The organism is Variovorax sp. PBL-H6, assembly GCF_901827155.1.
Taxonomy (GTDB): Bacteria; Pseudomonadota; Gammaproteobacteria; order Burkholderiales; family Burkholderiaceae_C; genus Variovorax.
Genome location: NZ_LR594659.1, coordinates 3,108,747 through 3,133,429 on the forward strand (window position 1 = coordinate 3,108,747; position 24,683 = coordinate 3,133,429).

General features: G+C 66.6%; 20 protein-coding genes and 2 pseudogenes. 4 read left to right on the forward strand and 18 right to left on the reverse strand.

What is annotated here, in order from left to right:
• The first annotated feature begins 217 nt into the window (after positions 1 to 217).
• The 4 genes from G3W89_RS14580 to G3W89_RS14595 all read left to right on the forward strand — a co-directional run bounded on the left by G3W89_RS14580 (position 218) and on the right by G3W89_RS14595 (position 4,861).
• On the forward strand, positions 218 to 889 hold the full coding sequence (locus tag G3W89_RS14580; RefSeq protein ID WP_162574792.1) for a winged helix-turn-helix domain-containing protein: 672 nt from the start codon (positions 218 to 220) through the stop codon (positions 887 to 889).
• Complete coding sequence (locus tag G3W89_RS14585; RefSeq protein WP_232076545.1) at positions 886 to 2,244, forward strand: ATP-binding protein; 1,359 nt, start codon at positions 886 to 888, stop codon at positions 2,242 to 2,244. Before G3W89_RS14580 ends, G3W89_RS14585 begins: the two co-directional genes overlap by 4 nt.
• Positions 2,241 to 3,044: a glycosyltransferase gene (locus tag G3W89_RS14590; protein WP_162574794.1), complete on the forward strand. Its 804-nt coding sequence runs from the start codon at positions 2,241 to 2,243 to the stop codon at positions 3,042 to 3,044. Before G3W89_RS14585 ends, G3W89_RS14590 begins: the two co-directional genes overlap by 4 nt.
• Before the next feature lie 107 nt (positions 3,045 to 3,151).
• Complete coding sequence (locus tag G3W89_RS14595; protein ID WP_162574796.1) at positions 3,152 to 4,861, forward strand: uracil-xanthine permease family protein; 1,710 nt, start codon at positions 3,152 to 3,154, stop codon at positions 4,859 to 4,861.
• 42 nt (positions 4,862 to 4,903) lie between these two features.
• Here G3W89_RS14595 and G3W89_RS14600 read toward each other — a convergent pair whose 3' ends face one another.
• The 18 genes and pseudogenes from G3W89_RS14600 to G3W89_RS14685 form a co-directional block, all read right to left on the reverse strand.
• The gene (locus tag G3W89_RS14600) at positions 4,904 to 5,263 is read right to left on the reverse strand and encodes a DUF1428 domain-containing protein (RefSeq protein ID WP_162574797.1); all 360 of its coding nucleotides are present in this window, start codon (positions 5,261 to 5,263) and stop codon (positions 4,904 to 4,906) included.
• Positions 5,264 to 5,555: 292 nt separating this feature from the next.
• A complete protein-coding gene (locus G3W89_RS14605) occupies positions 5,556 to 6,026 on the reverse strand; it encodes a hypothetical protein (protein WP_162574799.1) in 471 nt (156 codons plus the stop codon).
• Between the two features lie 99 nt (positions 6,027 to 6,125).
• Positions 6,126 to 7,031: an SDR family oxidoreductase gene (locus G3W89_RS14610; RefSeq protein ID WP_162574801.1), complete on the reverse strand. Its 906-nt coding sequence runs from the start codon at positions 7,029 to 7,031 to the stop codon at positions 6,126 to 6,128.
• 149 nt (positions 7,032 to 7,180) lie between these two features.
• On the reverse strand, positions 7,181 to 8,119 hold the full coding sequence (locus tag G3W89_RS14615; RefSeq protein ID WP_162574803.1) for a glutathione S-transferase family protein: 939 nt from the start codon (positions 8,117 to 8,119) through the stop codon (positions 7,181 to 7,183).
• A 22-nt stretch (positions 8,120 to 8,141) separates the two neighbouring features.
• Positions 8,142 to 9,782, reverse strand: coding sequence for an isovaleryl-CoA dehydrogenase (locus G3W89_RS14620; protein WP_162574805.1), 1,641 nt, complete (start codon positions 9,780 to 9,782; stop codon positions 8,142 to 8,144).
• Between the two features lie 26 nt (positions 9,783 to 9,808).
• Positions 9,809 to 10,825, reverse strand: coding sequence for an NADP-dependent oxidoreductase (locus tag G3W89_RS14625; protein ID WP_162574807.1), 1,017 nt, complete (start codon positions 10,823 to 10,825; stop codon positions 9,809 to 9,811).
• Between the two features lie 12 nt (positions 10,826 to 10,837).
• Positions 10,838 to 11,299 (reverse strand): PaaI family thioesterase, encoded by a 462-nt coding sequence (locus tag G3W89_RS14630; RefSeq protein ID WP_162574808.1) that lies wholly within the window; start codon positions 11,297 to 11,299, stop codon positions 10,838 to 10,840.
• A gap of 129 nt (positions 11,300 to 11,428) precedes the next feature.
• Positions 11,429 to 12,226: an SDR family oxidoreductase gene (locus tag G3W89_RS14635; protein WP_162574810.1), complete on the reverse strand. Its 798-nt coding sequence runs from the start codon at positions 12,224 to 12,226 to the stop codon at positions 11,429 to 11,431.
• Between the two features lie 50 nt (positions 12,227 to 12,276).
• The gene (locus tag G3W89_RS14640) at positions 12,277 to 12,480 is read right to left on the reverse strand and encodes a hypothetical protein (protein ID WP_162574812.1); all 204 of its coding nucleotides are present in this window, start codon (positions 12,478 to 12,480) and stop codon (positions 12,277 to 12,279) included.
• On the reverse strand, positions 12,480 to 14,312 hold the full coding sequence (locus G3W89_RS14645; RefSeq protein ID WP_162574814.1) for an acyl-CoA dehydrogenase: 1,833 nt from the start codon (positions 14,310 to 14,312) through the stop codon (positions 12,480 to 12,482). Before G3W89_RS14645 ends, G3W89_RS14640 begins: the two co-directional genes overlap by 1 nt.
• Positions 14,313 to 14,564: 252 nt before the next feature.
• Positions 14,565 to 15,739, reverse strand: a pseudogene (locus G3W89_RS14650) (acetyl-CoA C-acyltransferase).
• Between the two features lie 28 nt (positions 15,740 to 15,767).
• Positions 15,768 to 17,258 (reverse strand): annotated as a pseudogene (locus G3W89_RS14655) (M20 family peptidase); the annotation flags it as partial.
• Entirely contained in the window at positions 17,259 to 19,361 is a 2,103-nt protein-coding gene (locus tag G3W89_RS14660; protein WP_162574817.1) for a 3-hydroxyacyl-CoA dehydrogenase NAD-binding domain-containing protein, read from the reverse strand. It lies immediately after the preceding pseudogene.
• Positions 19,362 to 19,536: 175 nt separating this feature from the next.
• Positions 19,537 to 20,232, reverse strand: a complete 696-nt coding sequence (locus tag G3W89_RS14665) for an ABC transporter ATP-binding protein (RefSeq protein WP_162574819.1) — start codon at positions 20,230 to 20,232, stop codon at positions 19,537 to 19,539.
• Position 20,233: 1 nt separating this feature from the next.
• The gene (locus G3W89_RS14670; RefSeq protein WP_162574821.1) at positions 20,234 to 21,004 is read right to left on the reverse strand and encodes an ABC transporter ATP-binding protein; all 771 of its coding nucleotides are present in this window, start codon (positions 21,002 to 21,004) and stop codon (positions 20,234 to 20,236) included.
• Entirely contained in the window at positions 21,001 to 22,383 is a 1,383-nt protein-coding gene (locus G3W89_RS14675) for a branched-chain amino acid ABC transporter permease (RefSeq protein WP_162574823.1), read from the reverse strand. Before G3W89_RS14675 ends, G3W89_RS14670 begins: the two co-directional genes overlap by 4 nt.
• Before the next feature lie 2 nt (positions 22,384 to 22,385).
• Positions 22,386 to 23,339, reverse strand: coding sequence for a branched-chain amino acid ABC transporter permease (locus G3W89_RS14680; RefSeq protein ID WP_162574825.1), 954 nt, complete (start codon positions 23,337 to 23,339; stop codon positions 22,386 to 22,388).
• A gap of 84 nt (positions 23,340 to 23,423) precedes the next feature.
• Positions 23,424 to 24,662 carry a branched-chain amino acid ABC transporter substrate-binding protein gene (locus G3W89_RS14685; protein ID WP_162574827.1) on the reverse strand — a complete coding sequence of 413 codons (1,239 nt, stop codon included), beginning with the start codon at positions 24,660 to 24,662 and terminating at the stop codon, positions 23,424 to 23,426.
• Between the last annotated feature and the right edge of the window lie 21 nt (positions 24,663 to 24,683).

Consider the following 24,683-nt stretch of genomic DNA (forward strand, 5'->3'; position numbering starts at 1 on the left):
GGGCCTCCTGCGCCCGGTCTCGTTAAGGATTCGATAAGGCGGGGCACGCATCATGTCGGGCGTTGCTTCGGCAACCGGTGGACGGCTTCGTGACGGTGGCCGCTTCACGTGAACAGGTTCGCGAACAGCCCCGCGAACTGACCGCATCCGCCGCCGAAGCCCGGCGCCAGCCGGGACAATGACTGAGCCACCCGCCCGACCAAGACAAGCCCGACCCATGCGCATCCTTCTCGCGGAAGACGACGCCCTGCTCGGCGAAGGGCTTCGCGCCGGCCTCCGACAGCTCGGCTTCCAGGTCGACTGGGTACGCGATGGCCTGGCCGCCGAACGCGCGCTGCGAGCCAATCCCTATGCGGCTTCCGTCCTCGACCTGAGCCTGCCCGCCAAGGACGGACTGGCGGTGCTCGCCGCGGTCCGCACCGCGCAGGTCAAGCTGCCCGTGCTGGTGCTGACCGCCCGCGATGCGGTGCGCGATCGTGTCCGCGGCCTGGACGCAGGCGCCGACGACTACGTGATCAAGCCGGTGGACATGCTCGAGCTGGCGGCTCGCCTGCGGGCGCTGGTGCGGCGCTCCCACGGCCAGCCGCAGGATTGCCTGTTTGCGCAGGATGTTCTCCTGGACCCCGCCGCGCGCGCGGTCCACAAGGCCGGCGAGCCGGTGCTGCTCTCCACCCGGGAGTTCGACCTGCTGCACACGCTGATGCTCCATGCCGGCCGCGTCCTGTCGCGGGAGCAACTGGAGCAGCACCTCTACAGCTGGGGCCGGGAAGTGGAAAGCAACGCCATCGAGGTCCATGTCCATCGCCTGCGGCGCAAGCTGGGGAATGCGCTGATCCAGACCGTGCGCGGCGTGGGCTACGTGCTGATGCGGGCCTCCGGTTCTCCGTGATCCGGGCCACCTACTCGCTGCAGGGCCGGCTGGCATGGCTGCTGCTCGGCCTGCTGATGGTGGCCTGGACCGGCACCGCCGCCATCACCTGGTTCGACGCACGCCGCAAGGTGGAGGAAATCCTCGACAGCCACCTGGCCCAGGCCGCGACCCTGCTCATCGCTCAGCATCGGGAACCCGCGCACGGCTTCCCGGTCGACGCACCCGCGCTGCACCGCGATGCCTACAGGACCGCGATCCAGGTCTTCCACGACGAGCGCCTGGTGCTGCGCTCCGCCAACGCGCCGCTCGCACCCCTGGCGCAGACCCGCATCGGCAGCGCACCGGGCTTCAGCACGGTCCGCCTCGAAGGCCGGGACTGGCGCGTGTTCTCGGTCCAGGACCCCAAGGCCGGATTGCAGGTCCACGTGGGCGAAGAAGAGGAATCCCGCGACGCGATCCTGTGGGCCGTTTTGCGAAGCACTCTGTGGCCCCTCTTCGGCGCGCTGCCGCTGCTGGTGTTGGCCGTCTGGTGGGCCGTGCACCGGGGACTGCGCCCGATGCGCCATCTCGGGCGCGCCTTGCTCGAGCGCCGGCCGGACGTGCTGGACCGCATGCAGGTCGACGATGCGCCTTCCGAGATGGCGCCCATGATCGACGCGCTCAATGCCATGTTCCGGCGCATCGAGTTCCTGCTCGAATCCGAGCGACGCTTCACTGCCGATGCCGCGCACGAGTTGCGCACGCCCATCGCGGCGATTCGCGCGCACGCACAGGTCGCGATGCACGAGGCCGACGTGGCGCGCCGCTCCCGCTCCCTGCAAGGCACCATCGACGGCTGCGACCGTGCCACGCGGCTGGTCGAGCAGTTGCTGACTCTGGCCCGCCTGGAAGCCGATGCCATGCCGGAACAAGGCGACGTGGACCTCGGCGCCCTCGCGCGCCGCGTGCTGGCCGACATCGCGCCGCGGGCGATCGCCAAGCACCAATCCCTGGAACTGAACAATGGCCCGGCCTGCATCGTCCGAGGCGACGAGACGCTGCTGACCGTGCTGGTGCGCAACCTTGTCGACAACGCCGTGCGCTACAGTCCGCCCTCGGCTCGCATCACGGTGCGTGTCGCATGCGGCGCCTCCGGGGTCCGGCTCAGCGTGGAGGATGGCGGCCCCGGCCTCGCCGATGCCGACATGTGGCGGCTCGGAGGGCGCTTCTTCAGGGCGCTCGGCAACTCCGAAAGCGGCAGCGGCCTGGGCCTGTCGATCGCGCGCCGCATCGCTGCAGTCCATCGCATGGCCATAGATATCGGGCGCTCCCCGCAGCTGGGGGGACTCGCGGTCCATGTCCGCTGCCCGCCCTCTTCACCCCAAAAAACATGACCGACGCGACCGACGACGCCCCTGCCCCCCGGATCCCATTCAAGCTGACCTTCCTCAACGCGCAGCGCCGCCACATCCTGTGCATGAAGTGGGGCACCAGGTACGGGCCCGAGTACGTCAACCGCCTCTATGCGATGGTTCGCCGCCGGCTGCTCAGCGGCTTCCGCTTCACTTGCATGACGGACGACCCGCGGGGCATCCGGTCCGAGGTGGAGTGCCGGCCCATTCCGGCGCTCGACCTTGTCGAGGGCCTTCCCGCGGGCCTGCCGGGTCGCGGCTGGAACAAATTGGCCGCCTTCTCCGCCAATCTGTACGGCCTGCGCGGCACGGCGCTCTTCCTCGACCTCGACGTGGTGATCGTCGGCGGACTCGATCCGTTCTTCGATCATCTGGGCAAGTTCCTCGTCATCCGCGACCACAAGCGCAAGCGGAGCCCGACGGGCAACTTCTCGGTCTGCCGCTTCGAGATCGGCGCCCATCCGGATGTGCTGGAGCATTTCCGCAACAACGCCGCCGAGGTGTGCTCGACCTTCTGCAACGAGCAGGCCTACCTTTCCGACTTTCTGCACCGCCAGGGCAAGCTCGAATTCTGGCCAGCGCCTTGGTGCCCGAGCTTCAAGTACCACACCATCCCGGCGTGGCCGACCAACTACTGGCGCGCACCCTTCGTGCCGCCGGACGCGCGCATCGTGGTCTTCCATGGCGAGAGCAGCCCGACGGACGCGCTCGCGGGCCAGCGCAACAGGGCCTTGCGCTTCATCCGTTCGGCAGGCTGGGTCGCGGAGCACTGGCGGGAGTGATCCCGGCGGGCCATCGCCCCTCACCCGCTGGGCTATGATCCGCGCGGCCAAGCGGCCGCACGGCGGTTTCCTTCGCCCCACACGCCTCAACCAAGGAAGGCAAGCCGATGTCGCACAAACCGGTGGGGCTGATCTATGGGGTCGACGAGACGCCGCCTCTCGGCGTCAACCTCCTCAGCGGCCTGCAGCATGTCGGGCTGATGTCGATCTTCCTGGTCTACCCCGTGCTGATCGCGCAAGCGGCCGGCAGCACGGCGGAAGTGGCTGCGGCGATGGTCAGCGCCACGCTGATCGCGATGGCCGTCGGTACGGTGCTCCAGGTCATCAGGGTTGGGCCGATCGGCTCCGGTTATCTTTGCCAGCCCTCGCCAAGCGTCGTTTACATCGTCCCTTCACTGATCGCTGCCCGGAACGGCGACCTGTCAGCCGTGTTCGGCATGACGATCCTCGCGGGCCTCTTTGAAATGGCCTTGGCGCGCGTGCTGCCGCGCCTGCGTTCATTGTTCACGCCGGAGATCACCGGCCTGGTCGTGCTGCTGGCCGGCATTTCCGTCGGCGTTGTCGGCCTGCGCACGGCAACAGGCGGGTTGCAAGCCGACAGTCCGTCGACGCAGGTCGACCTTTTGTTGGGCCTCGGTACGCTCGCCCTGATGGTCGCCCTCAACGTCTGGGGCCGAGGCGGCATGCGCGTGTTCAGCGTGCTGATCGGGCTGGGCGCCGGTTGCCTGATCGCGGGTGTTCTCGGCCGGCTCGACGCCCACGAGGTGGCGCGGGTGGCCACGGCACCGTTGCTGGCTGTGCCGACCTTGGGAGCGGTTGGCTGGTCCTTCGATGTCACGCTGGTGCTGCCCTTCCTGATCGCCTCGGTGGCCGCCGTTCTGAAGGTGATCGGCAATGTCACGACCGCGCAGAAGGCCAGCCAGACCGGGTGGGTGCGACCCGACATGCGCTCCATCAGCCGTGGCGTGCTTGCCGACGGCCTTGCCTCCGTCGCGGCCGGGTCCTTGGGTGCGCCCGGCATCAACTCGTCCACCGGCGCGGTCGGTCTGGCGACGGCGATGGGCGTGGTCAGCCGGCGCATCGGCTGGTCGGTGGCAGCGATCCTGCTTCTGTTCGCCTTCGTGCCGAAGCTTGGCCTGCTGTTCAACCTCATTCCGCGGCCCGTGCTCGGTGCAGCGCTCGTGTTCTCGTCCACTTTCATCGTGATCAACGGCTTGCTGATCATGACCTCGCGCCTGCTCGACGCCCGCAAGACATTGGTCATCGGCCTGGCGATCGTGTTCGGTCTGGCAGTGGAAATCTTCCCTGCGCTGCTGGTGGTCCTGCCTTCGGCGGTGCGACCTTCGTTCGGCAATTCTCTGGTGCTGGGCACGCTGGTGGGACTTGGGCTGAACCTGCTGTTTCGCATCGGCCTTCGCCGCAGCGTCTCGATGACGGTGGTCCCGGAGGCAGTCGATCCGATAGCGCTGGAACAGTTCCTCGACCTGCACGGGGCCGCCTGGGGCGCGCGCAGCGACGTCATTGCGCGCGCCAAGTTCAACCTGGTGCAGTCGATCGAGACTCTGGTGTCGCTTGGTGTGGCGGGCGGCCCCCTCGCCATCCAAGCCTCGTTCGACGAGTTCAACCTCGACCTGCAGGTGTCGTACGAAGGCGCTGATCTCGAGCTGCCGCTGCACCGGCCGACGGTTGACGAAATTGTTGATTCAGATGACGGCGAGCGGCGGCTTGCGGGCTTTCTGCTGCGAAGCTTTGCGGATCGTGTCACTTCGCGGCGCTCGGGCCTGCGGGCATCGGTCGCGTTCCACTTCGACCACTAGGGCGGGATCGCGGCGCGGGCCGCAAGGCCTGCGGTCGAGGGCTCAGACCGACACCAGCGTCTCGAAGCCGCCCCAGAACATGCGCTTGCCGTCGAAGGGCAAGGTCTTGGGGTCCATCATGTCGGCCAGGCGCGAATCGCTCATTACCTTGGCGTTGACTTCGTCGCGGTGCGCGCGCGATTCGAACACGATGTACGAGAAGATCACCAGCTCGTCGTCCTTTAGGTTCACGCTCTGGGGAAAGGACGTGAGCTCGCCCGATTTCACGTCGTCGGCCACGCACTCGCGGTACTCGAGCGCTCCGTGCTCGCGCCAGATCCTGCCCGCCTTGGTCGCCATCTCGCGGTACTGCTCGATGTTGCGCTTGGGGAGCGGAAGAACATACCCATCGACGTAAGCCATGCAGATCTCCTTGGTGCGTTGAAGGAAAGGCACGCGTCAGCGACTGGCGCGTCAGAGGCATGACTGTATAGACCGATCCCGGTGATGCGTTCAAGTCCGCGTACGCGACGTGGATGCCTGATGAAACGCCTGGAGAGCGACTCTTCCTCGACATGTCCCCGCCGGGGGTGGACAAGCTTGTGGACAAGTACCGGAGCAACTTCGCGAAGCCTTGTCGCACAAGGCCTCCCGCCAGATTGCCTGCTTAAGAAGCAGCGGGTTACAACTAAATGCAACAGATACAACGAAAGGGCTATTTTTCCCGGAGCCACGCCTCGGCGCAGGCCTCGAACAGCGGGATGTTCTGGTCGATCTCGTCATGCAGGAACCGGCGTGCGCCTTCGCGCACATGACCGTCAAGGGCGATCCAGGCCTCCCACAGGCGGCTGTCCGCTGGCGGCGGCGTCGCCTCCCACACGAGAGCGACGAGGGGCAGGGTCTGCGCGGGCGGCAGGTCTGACCAGATGATCCCGAGCTTCGACAGCAAGCCGGGTTGTTCGCCCAGCTCGATGCCGGTGCGGACCTGACCTTCCTCTTCCACGATCACGGGGCTGAGGCCGCCGGAAAGCAAGACGCTCAGCAACTCTGCGGGGGTGGCCTGCCGCACCCATTCGTCGGCGCGCCGCGCCAGTTGGGCGCCAAGATCGGACTTGGTGAGGTGCTGGTGCACCGGTCCGTAGTCGCGCCGCGTGGCGTCTGGCATGGCATAGGCATGGTTCAACATCCGGTCAGTGTCACCAAAGCAGGTGCACTGTCTGCCAGCGGCGGCCTACGTGCCTGCCCTCCGGTGTCCGACTCCGGGCGGCCCGCGCCGCGGGGGCTCTCAGCCGCCGCGCAGCTGGGCGCGCAATTGAGCGCCGATCTCCGGCCGCTCCAGGAACGGATCGGCCGGGTTGGCCATGGCAACAATGTTCTCCATGCGACTCCTCACGTTGCCAAGCGCCTTGGGATGGCTGAAGACGTAGAACTGGTTGGCGCTGATTGCCTGGAAGACCTTGTGGGCCACCTCGGCGGCGGTGATCTTGCCGCTGCTCACCGCCTTGTTGCTCATGGCCTGGCCGATCAGCTGGCTGCGGGTGGGCTTGTCGGCAGGCAGCGCTCCGGGCCGGTTGCGCTCGCTGCTGGTGATGCCCGTGGGCACGAAGTACGGACACAGCAGGCTCGCGCCCACCTGGTCGGTGATGAGCTTCAGGTCCTGGTAGAGGGTTTCGGTGAGGCTCACTACCGCGGCCTTGGCTGTGTTGTAGATGCCCATGTTGGGCGGCGTCAGCAGCCCGGCCATGCTGGCGGTGTTGACGATGTGGCCGCGCCAGGACGGATCGGCAGCCGCCGCCTCGAGCATCATGGGCGTGAACAGGCGCACGCCGTGGATCACGCCCCACAGGTCGACGCCGAGCACCCACTCCCAGTCGGCAACGGTGTTCTCCCACACCAGCCCGCCCGCTCCCACGCCGGCGTTGTTGAAGACGAAATGCGGCGCGCCGAAGCGCTCCTTCACGTCTCTTGCAAGCTGTTCCATCTGCACCGCGTCGGCGACGTCGACCTTGCGGGCCATGACCTGGGCGCCGGTCGCCTCCATCTCGGCACGCGCCTTTTCCAGCGCGTCCTGCTGCACGTCGACCAGCACCAGGTTCATGCCGCGCGCTGCGCCGATGCGCGCGCATTCGAGGCCGAAGCCGGAGCCGGCGCCGGTGAGAACGGCAGTGGTGCCTTGGAAGTCCTGGATCATTGGGGGTCCTTGTCAAATGGAAGCGCGAACCGAACGCAGAAGACTCGAAGCGTTGCGAAGCTCGCGGTAGAAAACACCCGAAAAATTTTGGCTGTTCTGCCGCGACTTCTGCGTAACCTCTGCGACTCCTGCCCTCGATTCCGTTCGATTCAGCCTTCGGCCCTGCGCAGCGTGTACCCGATGCGCGGAAAGTGCACATGCACGGTGCCGGCGCGCGGGTCGGTACGGCGCAGCGTGTAGTGCGTGCGAGTGGCCGCCATCAGCTCGCCATCGGTCGGCTCGGGCCCGAAGCTCTCGGCCGCGATGGTGACGCGCGTGCCCAGCGGGATGCCGTGCTCGTCCTGGAAGGTGCTGTCGGACAGCAGCGTGTGCGGCGTGTTGGCAGCGGCCACTGCGATGGCCTGGGCGGCGTCGAAGGTTTCCATCGTGCCGTGGCCGATGGCGGCCATGCGGTCCATCCAGTCGCTCACGGCAGGCGTGATCTGCAGGATGTCGGCCATCGAGGGCGTGCGCTTGCGGGTGAACCAAAGCGGGTGGTAGCAGGCGAAGTCGGCGACGGTCGGAAAGGCGCCCACCAGGTAGTCGGTGTCGTCGAGCATGTCGGACATGCGGCGCAGGTACGACTTGTACGCCGCCGCCGCATCGCCCGGGCGCTGCCGCACCATGTTGACGCTCATGGCCTTGCGGTCCTCGCCGAAGGCCTTGGCCATCTCGGGCGGTGCCTTGGCGAACAGGTCGGCCGCGCCCTTTCCGCTGAAGCTGTAGGCCATCGCGGCCCAGAAGAGGATGGTGTCGCCCCACTGGGCAACCACGCGCTCCAGGCCCTTCCCCGGCTCGGGGTAGAGCGAGGGCAGCGGCGCGACGTGCTCCAGCACGTCGCAGATGAGCGCGGTGTCGCAGTAGATGTCGGCGCCGATCTGCAGCACCGGCGTGCGGCGGTAGCCGCCGGTGAGCGCGACCAGGTCGGGCTTGGGCGCGATCTGCGGAATGATCACGGACTTCCAGGCCAGCTTCTTGTAGCCGAGCACGAGGCGCAGCTTCTCGGAGAAGGGCGAGGTAGCGTAGTGGTGGAGGATCAGGTCTGGCATGAGGTCCTAGCTTCCTGGCGGCTCAGCGGGGCTGGGCGCGCGCGATGATGGAGTCGAAATCGGTGCCGGCGCCCAGGGTGCCGAATGCATGGCCCCAGTCGCCTGCGATGCGAGAGGCGCAGAAGGCTGCCGCGACCGCAGGCGGCGCGGTCTGCAGCAGCAACGCGGCCTGCACCGCGAGCGCCACGTCCTGCGCGAGGCGGCGGGCCTCGGCTTCCGTGGCCATGGCTTCGATGCGCGCAGGCAGCGCGTCGGCCAATCGGTCGAGGGCCGCATCGCTGCCGCGCGCCGGCTTCAGCTCCTGCGCCAGCGCGGCGATGGCGTCGCCCTTGCGCAGGCCGCGCAGCAGGTCGAGCGCCATGATGTTGCCGGCGCCCTCCCATATCGAGTTGAGCGGCATCTCGCGATAGATGCGCGCCATCACGCCTTCGCCGCCCTCCTCCACGTAGCCGTTGCCGCCGAGGCATTCCATCGCCTCCTGCGCGAAGTGGCTGCCACGCTTGCAAATCCAGAACTTGGCCACCGGCGTGAGCAGGCGCGCCATCAGCCGCTCGTGCGCGTCCTGCGGGCGATCGAAGGCGCGCGCCAGGCGGATCGCCAGCGCCGTGGCCGCCTCGCTTTCGAGCGCAAGGTCGGCCAGGACGTTCTTCATCAAGGGCTGCGCCAGCAGCGGCTTGCCGAAAGCCTGCCGCTGCGACGCATGATTCAGCGCAAGGCCGAGCGACTGGCGCATCAGCCCGCTGGTGCCGAGGGCACAGTCCAGGCGGGTCATGGTGCCCATCTCGAGGATCTGCGCGACGCCGCGGCCTTCCTCGCCCACCAGCCAGGCGCTGGTGCCGTGGAACTCGACCTCCGAGCTGGCGTTGGCCTTGTTGCCCAGCTTGTCCTTCAGGCGCTGGATCCGGATCGCGTTGCGGCTGCCGTCCTCCAGAACGCGCGGCAGGAAGAAGCAGCTGAGGCCCGCGGGGGCCTGCGCCAGGATCAGGAAGGCGTCGCACATCGGCGCGGAGAAGAACCACTTGTGGCCGGTGATTTCGTAGCGCTCGCCCCAGGCGTCGCTGCCGGCGCGCACGGCGCGCGTGGTGTTGGCCCGCACGTCGGAGCCGCCCTGCTTCTCGGTCATGCCCATGCCCATGGTCAGGCCGGGCTTGTCGCGCCAGGGCTTGAGAACCGGGTCGTACCAGAGGCTTGCGAGCTTGGGGCCCCAGTCGCCATAGATCGCCGCGTTGCCGCGCAGCGCGGGCGTGACGGCGTAGCTCATCGAGATGGGGCAGAGGATCGAGGGCTCGAGCTCGGTGAAGAGCATGAAGCCGGCGGCGCGCTGGACGTGTGGCGAAGCCGATCCGTCTGTCCACGGCGTTCCGTGCAGGCCGGCTCCCACGGCCGTCTTCATCAGCACGTGGTAGCTCGGATGAAACGCCACCTCGTCGACGCGCCGCCCGAAGCGGTCGTGCGTGTGCAGCACTGGCGGGTTCGTATTGGCCAGCTGGGCATGTGCCTGCATCTCGGCCGACCCGAGCACGCCGCCCAGATGGGACAGCGCGGACAGCTCCAGCTGCGGCGCGTTGAACTTCAGCGCATCGCGCAGGGGCTGGTTGGTGTCGAACAGGTTGTAGTCGGCCAGCGGCTCCGGCTGGTTGAAGACCTCGTGCGTCGCGTCCATCACGGCCTCCTTGCCCGATGCGAAGGCTAGACCAGCTTGACCAGCTGCTTGCCGAAATTCCTGCCCTTCAGCAGGCCGAGGAAGGTCTCCGGCGCCGACTCGATCCCTTGCGCCACCGACTCGCGCGGCCTGAACTTGCCGCTGCCGACCAGCTGGCCCAACTCGGCCAGCGCCTCGGGCCAGACCTCCATGTGCTCGCTGACGATGAAGCCTTCGAGCTTGATCCGGTTGATGAGGAAGAGCGCCGGGTTGGCGAGCGGCACCGGCTGCCCGTCGTAGCCGGCGATCATGCCGCACAGCGCGACGCGGGCGAAGGCGTTGGCGCGCAGCAGCACCGCATCGAAGATATAGCCGCCGACGTTCTCGAAATAGCCGTCGATGCCATCGGGGCAGGCTTCCTTGAGCGCCGCGCTCATGCTCTTCACGTCGGGATGCTGCTTGTAGTCGATGCAGTCATCGAAGCCCAGTTCGTCTTTCACGTAGCTGCACTTGCCGGCGCCGCCCGCGATGCCGACCACGCGGCAGCCGCGCGCCTTGGCCAGCACGCCGACGGCACTGCCGACCGCGCCACTCGCGGCCGTGACCACGACCGTCTCACCGGCCTTCGGGTTGATGATCTTCACCAGGCCATACCAGGCCGTGACGCCCGGCATTCCGACGGCGCCGAGGTAGTGCGACAGCGGCACCTGTGTGGTGTCCACCTTCTTCAGCGCGCCGGGCTGCGAGGCGTCGACCACGCTGTATTCCTGCCAGCCGCCGAAGCCGACCACCTTGTCGCCCACCGCGTACTTGGGGTGCCGGCTCTCGACCACCTCGCCCGCGGTGCCGCCCTGCATCACCTGCCCCACAGGCTGCGGCTGGGCATAGCTCTTGGCATCGTTCATGCGGCCGCGCATGTACGGGTCCAGGCTCATGTATTGGTGGCGCACCAGGACCTGGTTCTCCTTGAGCGGCGGCGTCTCGACGCTCACGAGCTTGAAGTTGGAAGCGACGGCTTCACCGTCAGGGCGGTTGTCGAGGATTTGCTGGCGATTGGTGGGCATGCTGAGTCTCTGTTAGTCGGTGGAAGGCGGGCGCATGGCGTTCGCACTGCCAGGGCCGGTGGGCAGGCGCCGCTTCACGTACTTGAAGGTGCCGGTCGCATGGGCGCAGGCGCGCTCCTGTTCATCGTAGATCGTGGCCTCGGCGAAGGCCAGCGTGGCGGTGCGATGCATCACCCGGCCGCGCGCGTGCAGCGGGCCAACGGAAGGCCGCATGAAGCTGGTCTTCATCTCGATGGTGACAACGCCGATCTCGGGCGTCTGGCTGCGCGCGGCCGCGGCCATGGCGATGTCCAGCAAGGTCATGCAGGCGCCGCCGTGGGTCACATCGAAGGTGTTGAGGTGCTCGGGCTTCGCCGTATAGCGGATCTCGGATTCGCCATCCTCGAACTTCGTGAGCTCGAAACCCAGGTGGCGCGCGAACGGAATCTGGCTCGTGTACGAGCGGACGTTGATGTCGGCGTGTTCAGATGGCATGGCAGATCATCGGCCAGGGATTTTTCCAGGAACACCGCGGAACCGGCTTTGCCGGGCCGCGGGTGTCGCCCCCGGTGAGGGGGTGGGCGGCCACACGAAGTGGGCCAACCTGGGGGAGAGCTTCATTTCTCAGGCGGCGCCCAGCACGACACTGACGCCGCCGTCCACCGCCAGCCACTGGCCGGTGATGTGCTTGCCGGCATCGCTGGCATAGAGCAGCGTGATGCCCTTGAGGTCTTCCTCGTCCCCCAGCCGGCCGAGCGGCGCCGCCGCGGCCATCTTCTCTTCGCCCAGCGACTTGATCAGGCCTGCCGCCATCTTGGTCATGAAGAAGCCGGGGCAGATCGCGTTGACGTTGATGTTGTAGCGGCCCCATTCGGCCGCGAGCGTCTGGGTGAAGCCGATCACCGCGGTCTTGGAAGTGTTGTAGGCCAGCGTCCGCATCTCGGGCGGGTTGCCGTTCAGGCCGGCGATGGAGGCGATGTTGATGATGCGCCCGCTCTTCTTCGGGATCATGTAGCCGCGCGCGATCTGCTGGGCCAGGATGAAGTAGCCGCGGACGTTGAGGTTCATCACCTTGTCCCAGGCCTCGACCGGATGGTCCTCGGCCGCCGCGCCCCAGCTGGCGCCCGCGTTGTTGACCAGGATGTCGACTGCGCCCATGCGCTCCAGGGTCTCGTCTGCGAGACGGCGCGTGTCTTCCTCCTTCGAGCAGTCGGCCGCGATCCAGCGGGCATCGATGCCCGCTGCCTGCAGTTCGGCCGCGGCCTGCTCCAGGTCGTCTGCCTTGCGCGAACTCAGCATGATCTTCGCGCCGGCCTCGCCCAGTGCGTGGGCCATCTGCAGGCCCAGGCCGCGGGATCCGCCGGTGACCAGGGCGACCTTGCCGCTCAGGTCGAACAGTTTCTGGATGCTTCGTGCGCTCATGGTCTCTTCTCCGGTTCAGGGGGTTTCATGGTTTGAATCGCGACGTGCGGTCACGGCTTGAGCCTCGAGCGGACGTAGATGAGCACGACACCGATCACCGCCAGTGCCGCGCCGGGCAGCGCCATGGACCATCCCACCACCTCGTCGGAGCGTCCGGTCGCGATGCCGAGGATCACCAGGAACAGGCCGCCGTAGATCAGGATCCAGATCCACTTTTCGAGCGTGGCATGGGGCTTGGGCTGCGTGCCGGTCATCAGAAGGCTTCCTCGGGCAGGGCTGTGCAGGTCGGATCGCGGCGCTCCACCACCTGGAGCCACGCGCCGATCTTCGGCAACTCGTAGTGAAAGAAATAATCGGTGGCGCCGACTCGGCCCGCGGTGGCCGGCAGGGCCCTGGAGGCGTCGCGGCGCAAGGCATGCTCCGCCACGTCGAGCCAGATCCAGGCCAGCACGGTGTGGCCGAAGGCCTGCATGTAGGGCACCGCATTGGCGAGGGCCTCCTGCGGGTTGCCCGTGGACCAGGCGGCGCGGGTCGCATTGCCGACGTGCTGCAGGGCTTGGGCCAGGGCTTTTCCGTGTGGGGCGAGGGCCGGCACGGGCGCGGCACGCCCGATGGTGTCGGTGATGCGTGCCGCCAGCAGCTGCAGGCCGCGGCCATCCTCCATCAGCACCTTGCGCCCCAGCAGGTCCGCGGCCTGGATGCCATGGGTGCCCTCGTGGATCATGTTGAGGCGGTTGTCGCGCCAGTACTGCTCCACCGGGAAATCGCGCGTGTAGCCGTAGCCGCCGTGCACCTGGATCGCGAGCGAGTTGGCTTCGAGGCACCATTCGCTCGGCCAGCTCTTGGCGATCGGCGTCAGCACTTCGAGCAGCAGGCGCGCATCGTCGGCGACCTGGGCGTCGCCGGTCTTCTGCTCGTCGACCAGGCGCGCGCAGTAGAGCTCGAGCGCCAGCGCGCCTTCGCAGTAGGACTTCTGCGCCAGCAGCATGCGGCGCACATCGGCGTGCTCGATGATGCGCACCTGCGGCCTGGCGGCATCCTTGCCCGCGGGGCCGACGGGTCGGCCCTGCGGCCGGTTCTTCGCGTAGTCGAGCGAGGCGTGGTAGCCGGCCATGCCCAGCATGGTGGCTGCAGTGCCGACACCGATGCGGGCCTCGTTCATCATGTGGAACATGCAGTGCAGGCCCTTGCCGGGCTGGCCGACCAGGTAGCCGATCGCGCCGGGCTGGCCATCGACCGGGAACCTGCCTTCGCCGAAGTTCAGCAGCGTGTTGGTGGTGCCGCGCCAGCCCAGCTTGTGGTTGAGGCCCGCGAGCGCGACATCGTTGCGCTGGCCGGTGAGCCGCCCGTCCGTGTCGACCATCTTCTTCGGGACGATGAACAGCGAGATGCCGCGCGTCCCGGGGATCAGCTTGCCGCTGTCGTCCGGGATCTTGGCCAGCACGATGTGGACGATGTTCTCGGTCAACTCATGGTCGCCCGCCGAGATCCACATCTTGTTGCCGGTGAGCCGATAGCGCGGGCCCAGTGGATCGTCCTGGAAGCCGGGCCCGTCGGGCACTGCGCGCGTCGCGACATCGCTGAGGCTGGAGCCCGCTTGCGGCTCCGACAGGCACATCGTGCCCGACCATCGGCCGGAGAACTCGTTCTTGGCGAACACTGCCTGCTGCATCGCCGTGCCGTGCACCATCAGCAGGTTGGCATTGCCGCTGGTCAGCATGTTCGAGCCGATGCTCACCGAGGCCATGGCGAAGAAGCTGTTGGCAGCCGCCTGCAGGGTGTAGGGCAGTTGCATGCCGCCGATGTCGTAGTCCTGCGCGGCGCTGAGCATCCCCGATTCGACGAAGGCCTTGTGGGCGTCGTGCGTGGCCTGCGGCAGGATCACCTTCTCGCCGTCGAAGTGCGGCTCCTGCGTGTCGACGATGCGGTTGTACGGCGCGTACTTCTCGCGCGCGATGCGCTCGCAGGTGTCGAGCACGGCATCGAAGGTCTCGCGCGAGTGGTCGGCGAAGCGTTCTCGCTGGTTGAGCGACTCGGCGTCGAGCCAGTCGTAGAGAAGAAAGTCGAGGGTTGGGCGCAGGGCCATGGATCTTGCCTGACAGTTGCTCAGGTTAATGGGACGCGAAGGCCTGATCAGGATATCGACCACTGGTGCCGCGAACCACACGATGAAGACTGACAGCCAATCCCCCCACCAGCACGAAATCCACGCCCTCACGGCTGAGCGTCTGAAGGGTTTCAATAAGGTTCATGGCTATGGTATTCCGCTTGGTAATCAGTCGGTTGTAAACGATTCCTGCGGCAGCTCACAAGCCAGGCAGCGGTAGCTCACGTCGGTTCACAGCACCTCGAACACCCCCGCGGCCCCCATCCCGCCGCCAATGCACATCGTCACCACGACCTTCTTCGCACCGCGGCGCTTGCCTTCGATCAGCGCGTGCCCGGTCAGCCGCTGGCCGCTCACGCCATAGGGATGCCCGACCGCGATTGCGCCACCGTTCACGTTCAGCCGGTCGCCCGGAATGCCCAGCTTGTCGCGGCAGTAGATCACCTGCACCGCGAAGGCCTCGTTGAGCTCCCACAGGTCGATGTCCTGGACCTTCAGGCCCAGGCGCTTGAGCACCTTGGGGATGGCGAACACCGGTCCGATGCCCATTTCGTCGGGCTCGCAGCCCGCGACCGCGAAGCCGAGGAAGCGGCCCAGGGGCTTCAGCCCCTTCTTCTCGGCGTAGCCCTCCTCCACCACCACGCAGGCGCCGCCGCCATCGGAGAACTGGCTGGCATTGCCGGCCGAGATCACGCCGCCAGGAATGGCCGGGCGGATGCCGCTGATGCCTTCCTTGGTGGTGCCGGGGCGGATGCCCTCGTCGTTCTCGACCGTCACTTCCTTGGTGCGCAGGCCCATCACGGGGTCGGCCACGCCGGCCAGCACGGTGATGGGGGCGATCTCGTCCTTGAAGAGGCCCTTCTCGAGCGCGGCGGCGGCCTTCTGCTGACTGGCGGCGCCGTACTCGTCCATGGCGTCGCGGCCGATGTCGTAGCGCTTGGCGACCTGCTCGGCGGTCTGCAGCATGTTCCAGTAGATCTCGGGCTTGTGCTTGACCAGCCAGGGTCGGCCAGCATGTGCTTGTTCATCTCGTTCTGCACGCACGAGATGCTCTCCACGCCGCCGGCCACGTAGACCTCGCCCTCGCCGGCAATGATGCGCTGCGCGGCGGTGGCGATGGTCTGCAGGCCCGAGGAGCAGAAGCGGTTGATGGTCATGCCCGAGGTGGTGACGGGCAGGCCGGCACGCAAGGCGATCTGGCGCGCGATGTTGGCGCCGGTGGCACCTTCGGGGTTGGCGCAGCCCATGATGACGTCGTCGACTTCGGCGGCCTCGATGCCGGCACGCGCCACGGCGTGCTGCACGGCATGGCCGCCGAGGGTGGCGCCGTGCGTCATGTTGAAGGCGCCTTTCCAGCTCTTGGCAAGCGGGGTGCGGGCGGTGGAGACGATGACGGCGCGGGTCATGGTGGGGTCCTTTGCAAAAAAACGAAAACTACTGGGGCTGCGCGGTGTTGCGCAGCAGCTGGTGATAGAACCGGATCATCTCGACGTAGTTGGCAATCGAGATGCGCTCGTTGGTGCCATGGAAACGCGACAGGTCCTCCGGACGCGCGCGAACCGGCGAGAAGCGGTAGACCGCATCGCTCACGATCGAGAAATGGCGCGAGTCGGTGGCGGCAATCATCAGGCCGGGCGCCACGATGGCGTCGGGAAACACCTGGCGCACCGACTGGGCGATCGTGCGATAGCCCAGGCTGTCGGTCGAAGAAACCGGCGAAGGCTCCGAGTTGCCGGGATACGGCTTGATCGCGATCGCCTCGTCGTCGATGGTCTTGCGGATATGTGCTTCGACCGAGGCCAGGCTGTCGCCGGGCAGCACGCGAAAGTTGACGGCGGCTTCGGCGCGGCCGGGCAGCACGTTGTCCTTGTTGCCGGCGCGCACAACTGTCAACGCGGTGGTCGTGCGCAACATGGCGTTGCTGCTCGCGCCCTTCTCGAGCTGGCGCTGCACCAGCGGGCCGAAGAGCCACAGGTTGGACAGAGCGACGCGGTTGAAGCCGTTCATCTCGGGCGCAAGCGTGGCGAACATCTCGCCCGCCACGCCACCGATGGCGGCCGACATCGGATTTGCTTCGAGCTTTGCCAATGCCGCGCTCATGCTGCCGATGGCGCTGTGCGCGGGCGGCATCGACGAATGGCCGGGTGGCTGGTCCAGCGAGAGGAAGAAGGTGCCGTAGCCCTTCTCGGCCAGGCCGATGAGTGCGGCCGGCTTGTCCAGGCCGGCAAGCACGCCTTCGGTCACCAGCAGCCCCTCGTCGAGCACCCATTCGAGCCGCACGCCGCGCGACTTCAGCAGTTCGGCGATGGGCTTGGCGCCGCGCAGGCCGCTGACTTCCTCGTCGTCGCCTGCGACCAGGTAGAGGGTCTGTCGGGGCTGGAAACCCTGCGCCAGCAGCAACTCGATGGCCTCCATCTGCGCCAGCAGGTTGCCCTTGTCGTCCCAGGTGCCGCGGCCCCAGACGAACCCGTCCTTGATCTGCCCGCTGAAGGGGTCGTTCGCCCAGGACTTCTCGGTGCCGGGTGCGATGGGCACCACGTCCTGGTGCGCCATCAGTGCGATCGGCTTGGCCGTGGGATCGCTGCCGGTCCAGGTGTAGAGCAGCGCGTTGTCGCCGATGACTTCCTTCTTCAGCGTGGCGTGCAGCTTCGGGAACTGCCGCGCCAGGTAGGCGTGCAGCTCCTTGAAGGCCTCCCCGTTGGATTGCAGGCCTTCCATGCCGGAGATGGTGCGGATCGGGATCGCGCCCGCCAGCCGCTCGGCCGCGGCTTTCTCGTCGACCTCCACGCGCTGGGCCGCCGGTACCTGCAGCTGAAGCGAAGGCCGGCGCCAGGTGTTGCCCGCGATCACCACCGCCAGCGCGAGCAGGGCCAGCACCAGCGCCACCAACACCCGTTTGACCATGGCCTGCCTTCGCGCTCGTCTTCAGCCGAACTGCTTGCCTTCGGCCACCAGCTTCTTGATCAGCGGGGCCGGCTGCCAGAACGCCGCGTCGTCGCGCGGGTTCTTCGCAAAGCGCTTCATCGCTTCGGCCACGTTGAAGAGACCGACCTGGTTGGCGTAGTGCATCGGGCCGCCGCGGTAGATCGGGAAGCCGTAGCCGGTGAGGTACACCATGTCGATGTCGCCGGACTTGGAGGCGATGCCGTCTTCGAGGATGTGGGCGCCCTCGTTGACCAGTGCGTAGACCAGTCGCTGCACGATCTCGTCGTCGGAGATCTTGCGCGGGGTGATGCCGAGCTCCTTGCGGTGGTCCTCGATCATCTTGTTGACGAGCGCCGACGGAATGGCGTCGCGCTTGCCCGCCTGGTAGTCGTACCAGCCTGCCCCGGTCTTCTGGCCGAAGCGGCCGAGCTCGCACAGCTTGTCCGCCGTGCGGCTGTACTTCATGTCGGGATGCTCCACGGCGCGGCGCTTGCGGATGGCCCAGCCGATGTCGTTGCCGGCGAGGTCGCCCATGCGGAAGGGGCCCATGGCAAAGCCGAATTTCTCGATGGCCTTGTCCACCTGCTGCGGGGTGGCACCCTCGTCGAGCAGGAAGCCGGCCTGGCGCGAGTACTGCTCGATCATGCGGTTGCCGATGAAGCCATCGCACACGCCGGAGACGACCGCCGTCTTCTTGATCTTCTTGGCGAGCGCCATGACGGTGGCGAGCACGTCCTTGGCGGTGTGCTTGCCGCGCACGACCTCCAGCAGCTTCATGACGTTGGCGGGGCTGAAGAAGTGCATGCCGACGACATCCTGCGGGCGCTTCGTGAAGGCGGCGATCTTGTCGACATCGAGCGTCGAGGTGTTGGAGGCGAGGATGGCGCCGGGCTTGGCGACGCGGTCGAGTTCCTTGAAGACCTTCTCCTTGACGCCCAGTTCCTCGAAGACGGCCTCGATGACGAGGTCGGCATCCTTGAGGTCGTTGTAGTCGAGGGTGGTGGACAGCAGCGCCATGCGTTGCTCGTACTTGTCGGCCTTGAGCTTGCCCTTCTTGACCTGGGCCTCGTAGTTCTTGCGGATGGTGGCGATGCCGCGGTCGAGCGCCTCCTGCTTCATCTCGAGGATCTTGACGGGGACCCCGGCGTTGAGGAAGTTCATGGTGATGCCGCCGCCCATGGTGCCGGCACCGATCACGCCGACCGACTGGATGGCGCGCTGGGGCGTGTCTTCGGGGACATCGGGAATGCGCGAGGCCGCGCGCTCGGCCATGAACACGTGGCGCAACGCCGCCGACTCGGGCGTGAACATCAGCGCGATGAAAGAGCGGCGCTCCTCGGCCATGCCCTCATCGAACTTGAGCTTGGTGGCGGCCTCGACCGCGTCCACGCACTTGAGCGGCGCGGGGTAATTCCTGGACATCGCGCCGACGGTGTTGCGCGCGAACTGGAAATAGGCGTCGCCCTGCGGATGCCTGCAAGGCAGATTGCGCACCAGCGGCAGATCGCCGCCCTTGGCGACCGCAGACCTGGCGAACTCGACGGCCTCGTCGAACAGCGACTCGGGCGAGGCGGCCAGCTTGTCGAACAGCTTCTGATGGGGCAGCGATGCCAGCATCTCGCTCTTGACGGCCTCGCCGCTCACGATCATGTTGAGCGCGGTCTCCACACCCAGCACGCGCGGCAGGCGCTGCGTGCCGCCGGCACCGGGCAGCAGGCCGAGCTTGACCTCGGGCAGCGCGATGCTGGTGCCGGGCGCGGCGACGCGGAAATGGCAGCCCAGGGCCAGTTCGAGGCCGCCGCCCATGCAGACCGAGTGGATCGCCGCGACGATGGGCTTGGTCGATGCCTCGAGGGCGAGGATCACGCTGAGCAGGTTGGGTTCCTGCAGCGCCTTGGGCGTGCCGAATTCCTTGATGTCGGCGCCGCCCGAGAAGGCCTTCCCGGCGCCGGTGATCACGATCGCCTTGACGGCCGCATCGTCCAACGCCTTCGAGAGGCTTTCGGTGATGCCGACGCGCGTCGAGAAGCCGAGCCCGTTGACCGGGGGGTTGGACAGGGTGATCACGGCGACATCGCCGAGCACTTTGTATTCAGCCGTCATGCTGCGTTCCTTTGGGGATGGAGAGGATCGAAAAAACGGGTTGGGATGCAGTGCAATCATGCTTCGCGGCACCGCATCTAAAAAGCACGGACGTTCTTTTTTGTGGAAATTCTAGGCGTTTCGGGGGAGCCGGCAACGGCCGCCAGTCGCTGGCGAGACAAAGTGGCTCGAGCCCTCAGACCTCGAGCCACTCCTTGCGCGTCGTGGCATCGGCGCGCAGGCTGTCCGGTGTGCCGTCGAACACGATGCTGCCGTGGCCCATGACGAGGGCGCGGTCGGAGATCGCCATGGCAATGGTCAGCTTCTGCTCGATCAGCAGCACCGAGATTCCCTTGTCCTTGAGCGTGCGGAGGTACTGCCCCACCAGCTCCACGATCTTCGGCGCCAGGCCCTCGGTGGGCTCGTCGATGATGATCAGGTCCGGGTCGCCCATCAGGGTGCGGCACAGCGTCAGCATCTGCTGCTCGCCCCCGGAGAGCACGCCCGCTTCGGTGTGCTGGCGTTCCTTGAGGCGCGGGAACATGCCGTACATGTCGTCGAAGGACCAGCGGCTGCCCTTGCCGCTGCCCTTCTGCCCGAGCAGCAGGTTCTGGTGCACGGTGAGCTTGGGGAAGATGTCGCGGTTCTCGGGCACGTAGCCGATGCCCAGGTGCGCAATCTCGTACGCTTTGCGGCGCAGGATGTCCTGTCCTTTCCAGTGCAGGCCACCCTCGGCATGCACCAGGCCCATGATGGCCTTGGCGGTGGTCGAGCGGCCCGAGCCGTTGCGCCCCAGCAGTGCCACGATCTCGCCCGGGTTGACGCTGAAGGAAACGCCATGCAGCACATGGCTCTTGCCGTAGTAGGCGTGGATGGCTTCGAGTTTCAGCATGTCAGTGCCCTCCGCCCTGCGCATCGGCCACGGCCGACCCGAGGTAGGCCTCCTGCACGCGCGCGTTGGCACGCACCGCGGCGGGCGCGTCGAAGGCAATCACCTCGCCGTACACGACCACTGCGATCTTGTCGGCCAGGCCGAAGACCACGCCCATGTCGTGCTCCACGGTGAGCAGGGTCTTGCCCACCGTGACCTGCTTGATCAACGCGATGAAATGCGCAGTCTCGGTCTTGCTCATGCCGGCGGTGGGCTCGTCCAGCAGGATCACGCCCGCGCCGCCAGCGATGGTGACGCCGATCTCCAGCGCTCGCTGCTCGGCGTAGGTCAGGTTGACCGCGAGCACGTCTCGCTTCTTTTCGAGATGCACCTGGTGCAGCAGCTCTTCGGCGCGCTCGTTGGCGTCGTCCAGGTTCGAGAGGAAGCGCAAGAAGGTGTAGCGGTAGCCGAGGCTCCAGAGCACGCCGCAGCGCAGGTTCTCGAACACGCTGAGCTTGGGAAAGATGTTGGTGATCTGGAAGCTGCGCGAGAGGCCGAGCCGATTGATCTCGAAGGGCTTCTTGCCGTCGATGCGCTGGCCGTTGAGCAGCACCTCGCCGCTCGTGGGCGCCAGCCGACCGCTGATGAGGTTGAACAGCGTGGACTTGCCGGCGCCGTTGGGGCCGATGATGGCGATGCGGTCACCGGCCTCCACCGCGAGGTCGACCCCGCGGATGATCTCGGTCTTGCCGAAATTCTTGCGCAGGGCCTTCAGTTCCAATGCGTGGGTCATGCCTTCTCCCCCCGCTTGATCTCTGCCTCGATCTCCTCCTGAGCCGTGCCCCAGACCCGCACGAAGCGGCGCCGCACCGTCTCGATCAGGGCGATGCCCACCAGCAGCAATGCCACCGCGACTGCCCAGCTGGCAAAGCTGGAGGTGTCGAGCGTCGCGCCGAAGAAGTTGAGCGTCGGCCCGAGCGCCGAATTAAGCTGGATGTGATAGATCATCTCGATCACCGCGGCGCCGCCCACCACCAGCGGAATGGCCGCCAGCAGAAACGCGCCGTACAGGCCCCAGAGACGGTTGAACTTGCCGAACTTCGCCACCCGCAGGTTCATCATGATGAGGCTCGCAATGCCGCCCGGCGCGAACATCACCATGAAGACGAACACCAGGCCGAAGTAGAGCTGCCAGGCTTTGGAAAGCTCCGACAACAGCACCGATGCGAAAACCAGCAGCACCGCGCCGATGATGGGTCCGAAGAAGAAGGTTGCGCCGCCGAGAAAGGTGAACAGCAGGTAGCCACCCGAGCGGACCGCGTTCAGGCTGTCGGCCGCGTTGACGATCTCGAAGTTGATCGCCGCCAGCCCGCCGCCGACGCCCGCGAAGAAGCCGGCGATGATGAACGCGAAGTAGCGCACCCGCTGCGTGTTGTAGCCGATGAACTCGACGCGCTCGGGGTTGTCGCGCACCGCATTCAGGATGCGGCCCAGCGGCGTGCCGGTAAAGGCGTACATCAGCGCCGTGCAGACGAAGCAGTACACCGCGATCAGGTAATAGACCTGCATCTGCGGGCCGAAGTTGATGCCCAGGAAGGGCGTGCCATAGACCCGGTTGGTGGTGATGCCGCCCTCACCGCCGAAGAAGCTCGGGAACATCAGCGACATGGCGGCCACCAGCTCACCGATGCCCAGCGTGATCATCGCGAAGGTGGTGCCCGATTTCTTGGTCGTGACGAAGCCGAGCAGGACCGCGAAGAACATGCCTGCCAGCCCGCCGACCACCGGAACCAGCACCAGCGGAATGGGCCAGCCGCCCTTGCTCGCGAGGTTTATCGCGTGGATGGCGATGAAGGAGCCGAGCCCGGTGTACACCGCGTGGCCGAAGCTCAGCATGCCACCTTGGCCGAGCAGGATGTTGTAGCTCAGGCAGATGATGATGAGATAGCCCATCTGCGAGAGCATGGTGAGCGCCAGGCTGCTGCGGAACACGTGCGGCGCGACGATGAGGGCCAGCGCGAACAGGGTCCAGATCAGGTAGCGCCCGATGTTCCAGGGCTTGAAACGGTAGTACGGCGTGGTCTTTTTCGACGCGCCGGATGCGGTGGCCGGGCCCGCCGGGACGACCGGAGCCGGCTGCGCCTGCTCGAGGCTGTTGTGCGTTGTGCTCATCGTCAATCTTCCCGCGTGCCGAGCAGGCCCTTGGGCCTGAAGATCAGGATCAGGACCAGGAACAGGTACGGCAGGATCGGCGCCACCTGCGAGATCGTGAGCTTGAGCAGCTCGTAGCCGAAGGTCTGCTCGCTCACCGCCACGCCGATCGCCTGCAGGCCGGTGGCGAGCGACTGGTCCATCGCCACCGCGAAGGTCTGGATGATCCCGATCAGCAGCGAGGCCAGGAAGGCGCCGGCCAGCGAGCCCATGCCGCCGACCACCACCACCACGAAGATGATGGAGCCGACCGAGGCAGCCATCGCCGGCTCGGTGACGTAGGTGTTGCCGCCCACCACACCGGCCAGGCCCGCCAGCGCCGCGCCACCGCCGAACACCAGCATGAACACGCGCGGGACGTTGTGGCCCAGCGCCTCGACCATCTCGGGGTGCTTGAGCGCGGCCTGGATGACCAGCCCGATACGGGTGCGCGTCAACAGCAGCCACACCGACACCAGCATCAAGAGCGACACCAGCATGATGAAGGAGCGCGACTTGGGGAACTGGGTGCCGTAGAGCGTGAAGAACGGCCCCTGCAGCTGCGGTGGCAGGCCGTAGGGCACGGTCGAGCGGCCCCAGACCAGCTGCACCAGCTCGAGGATCAGGTAGGACAGGCCGAAGGTCACGAGCAGCTCCGGCACATGGCCGTACTTGTGCACGCGCCGCAGGCTGTAGCGCTCGAAGCCGGCGCCGAGCGCGCCGATCAGCAACGGCGCGATGAACAGGGCCGGCCAGAAGCCGATGATCCCGGACAGCGTGTAGGCCACGTAGGCCCCGAGCATGTAGAAGCTGGTGTGCGCGAAATTGAGCACGCCCATCATGCTGAAGATCAGCGTCAGGCCGGAGCTCAGCATGAACAGCAGCAGCCCATAGCTGACGCCGTTGAGCAGCGAGATGACGAAGAATTCGAGGTTCATCGTTCCTCAGAAGGAAGGAGAAAAGAAAAAGGCCCGAGTGTTGAAGTCGGGCCTCGACCGCACTGCTGGGGCCTGTTCAAGCCATCAGGGGCTGGGTCGCTTCATCTGGCACGAGGTCGGCGTGCTGGCCACGTAGGGCTCGTAGTACTTGACGGGGACGAAGGTGTAGCCGGTGTTCTCGGCATCGACCTTGTACTTGCCTTCTGCCTTCTCCCACTTGGCGATGTACAGCCCCTGCTGGAGCTGGTGGTCGGTCTTGCGCATCTCGACCTCGCCGTTGAAGCTCTTGAACTTCATGCCTTCCAGCACCGCCGCGACCTTCACCGGATCGGTCGACTTGGCCTTGACGAAGGCTTCGCTCAGCATCACGAAGGCGGTGTAGGCCGACGAGGTGTAGAGGTCCTCGTTGAACTTCTTGTTGAACGCCTCGGCCAGGCGCTGGATCTCGCCGCCCATGTTGTAGTGGCCGTAGCCCACCTGGTACACCTTGCCGGCCGAGGCCGCGCCCATCGCGGTCGGCGTACCGCTGACGGTCCCGTAGTAGGTGTAGAACTTGACGTTGTTCAGCCCGGAGTCGTTGGCCGCCTTGATCATCAGCGCCAGGTCGGAGCCCCAGTTGCCGGTGATCACGGTGTCGGCGCCGGAGGCCTTGATCTTGGCGATGTAGGGCGCGAAGTCGCGCACCTGCGCCAGGGGGTGGAGGTCTTCGCCGACGATCTGCACGTCGGGCCGCTTCACCTTCAGGTCCTCCTTGGCGAACTTGGCGACCTGCTGGCCGTGCGAGTAGTTCTGGTTGAGCAGGTAGACCTTCTTGACGTCGGGCTGGTCCTTCATGAAGGTGGTCAGCGCCTCCATCTTCATGGAGGTGTCGGCGTCCAGGCGGAAATGCCAGTAGCTGCACTTGCTGTTGGTGAGGTCCGGGTCGACGGCGGCGTAGTTGATGTACAGCACCTCCTTGCCGGGGTTGCGCGCGTTGTGCTTCTCGAGCGCGTCGATGATGGCCAGCGCGGCACCCGAGCCGTTGCCCTGCAGCACATAGCGTGCGCCCTGGTCCTGGGCCGAACGCAGCGCATTGGTGGTCTCCTGGGGGCTGAGCTTGTTGTCGATGCCGATGATCTCGAACTTGACGCCTGCAACGTTCTTCTTGTTGAACTCCTCCGCCAGGAACTGGTAGGTCTTGAGCTGGTTCGTGCCCACCGCGGCCATCAGGCCGGACAGCGGATCGAGCCAGGCGATCTTGACGGTCTCGCCCTTCTGGGCCAGAGCGCCGGTGGCGGTGGCGGCGAGGACGGCCGCGGTTGCGAGTCTCAGAGCGAACTTCATTTGTGTCTCCTGGTCATGCTG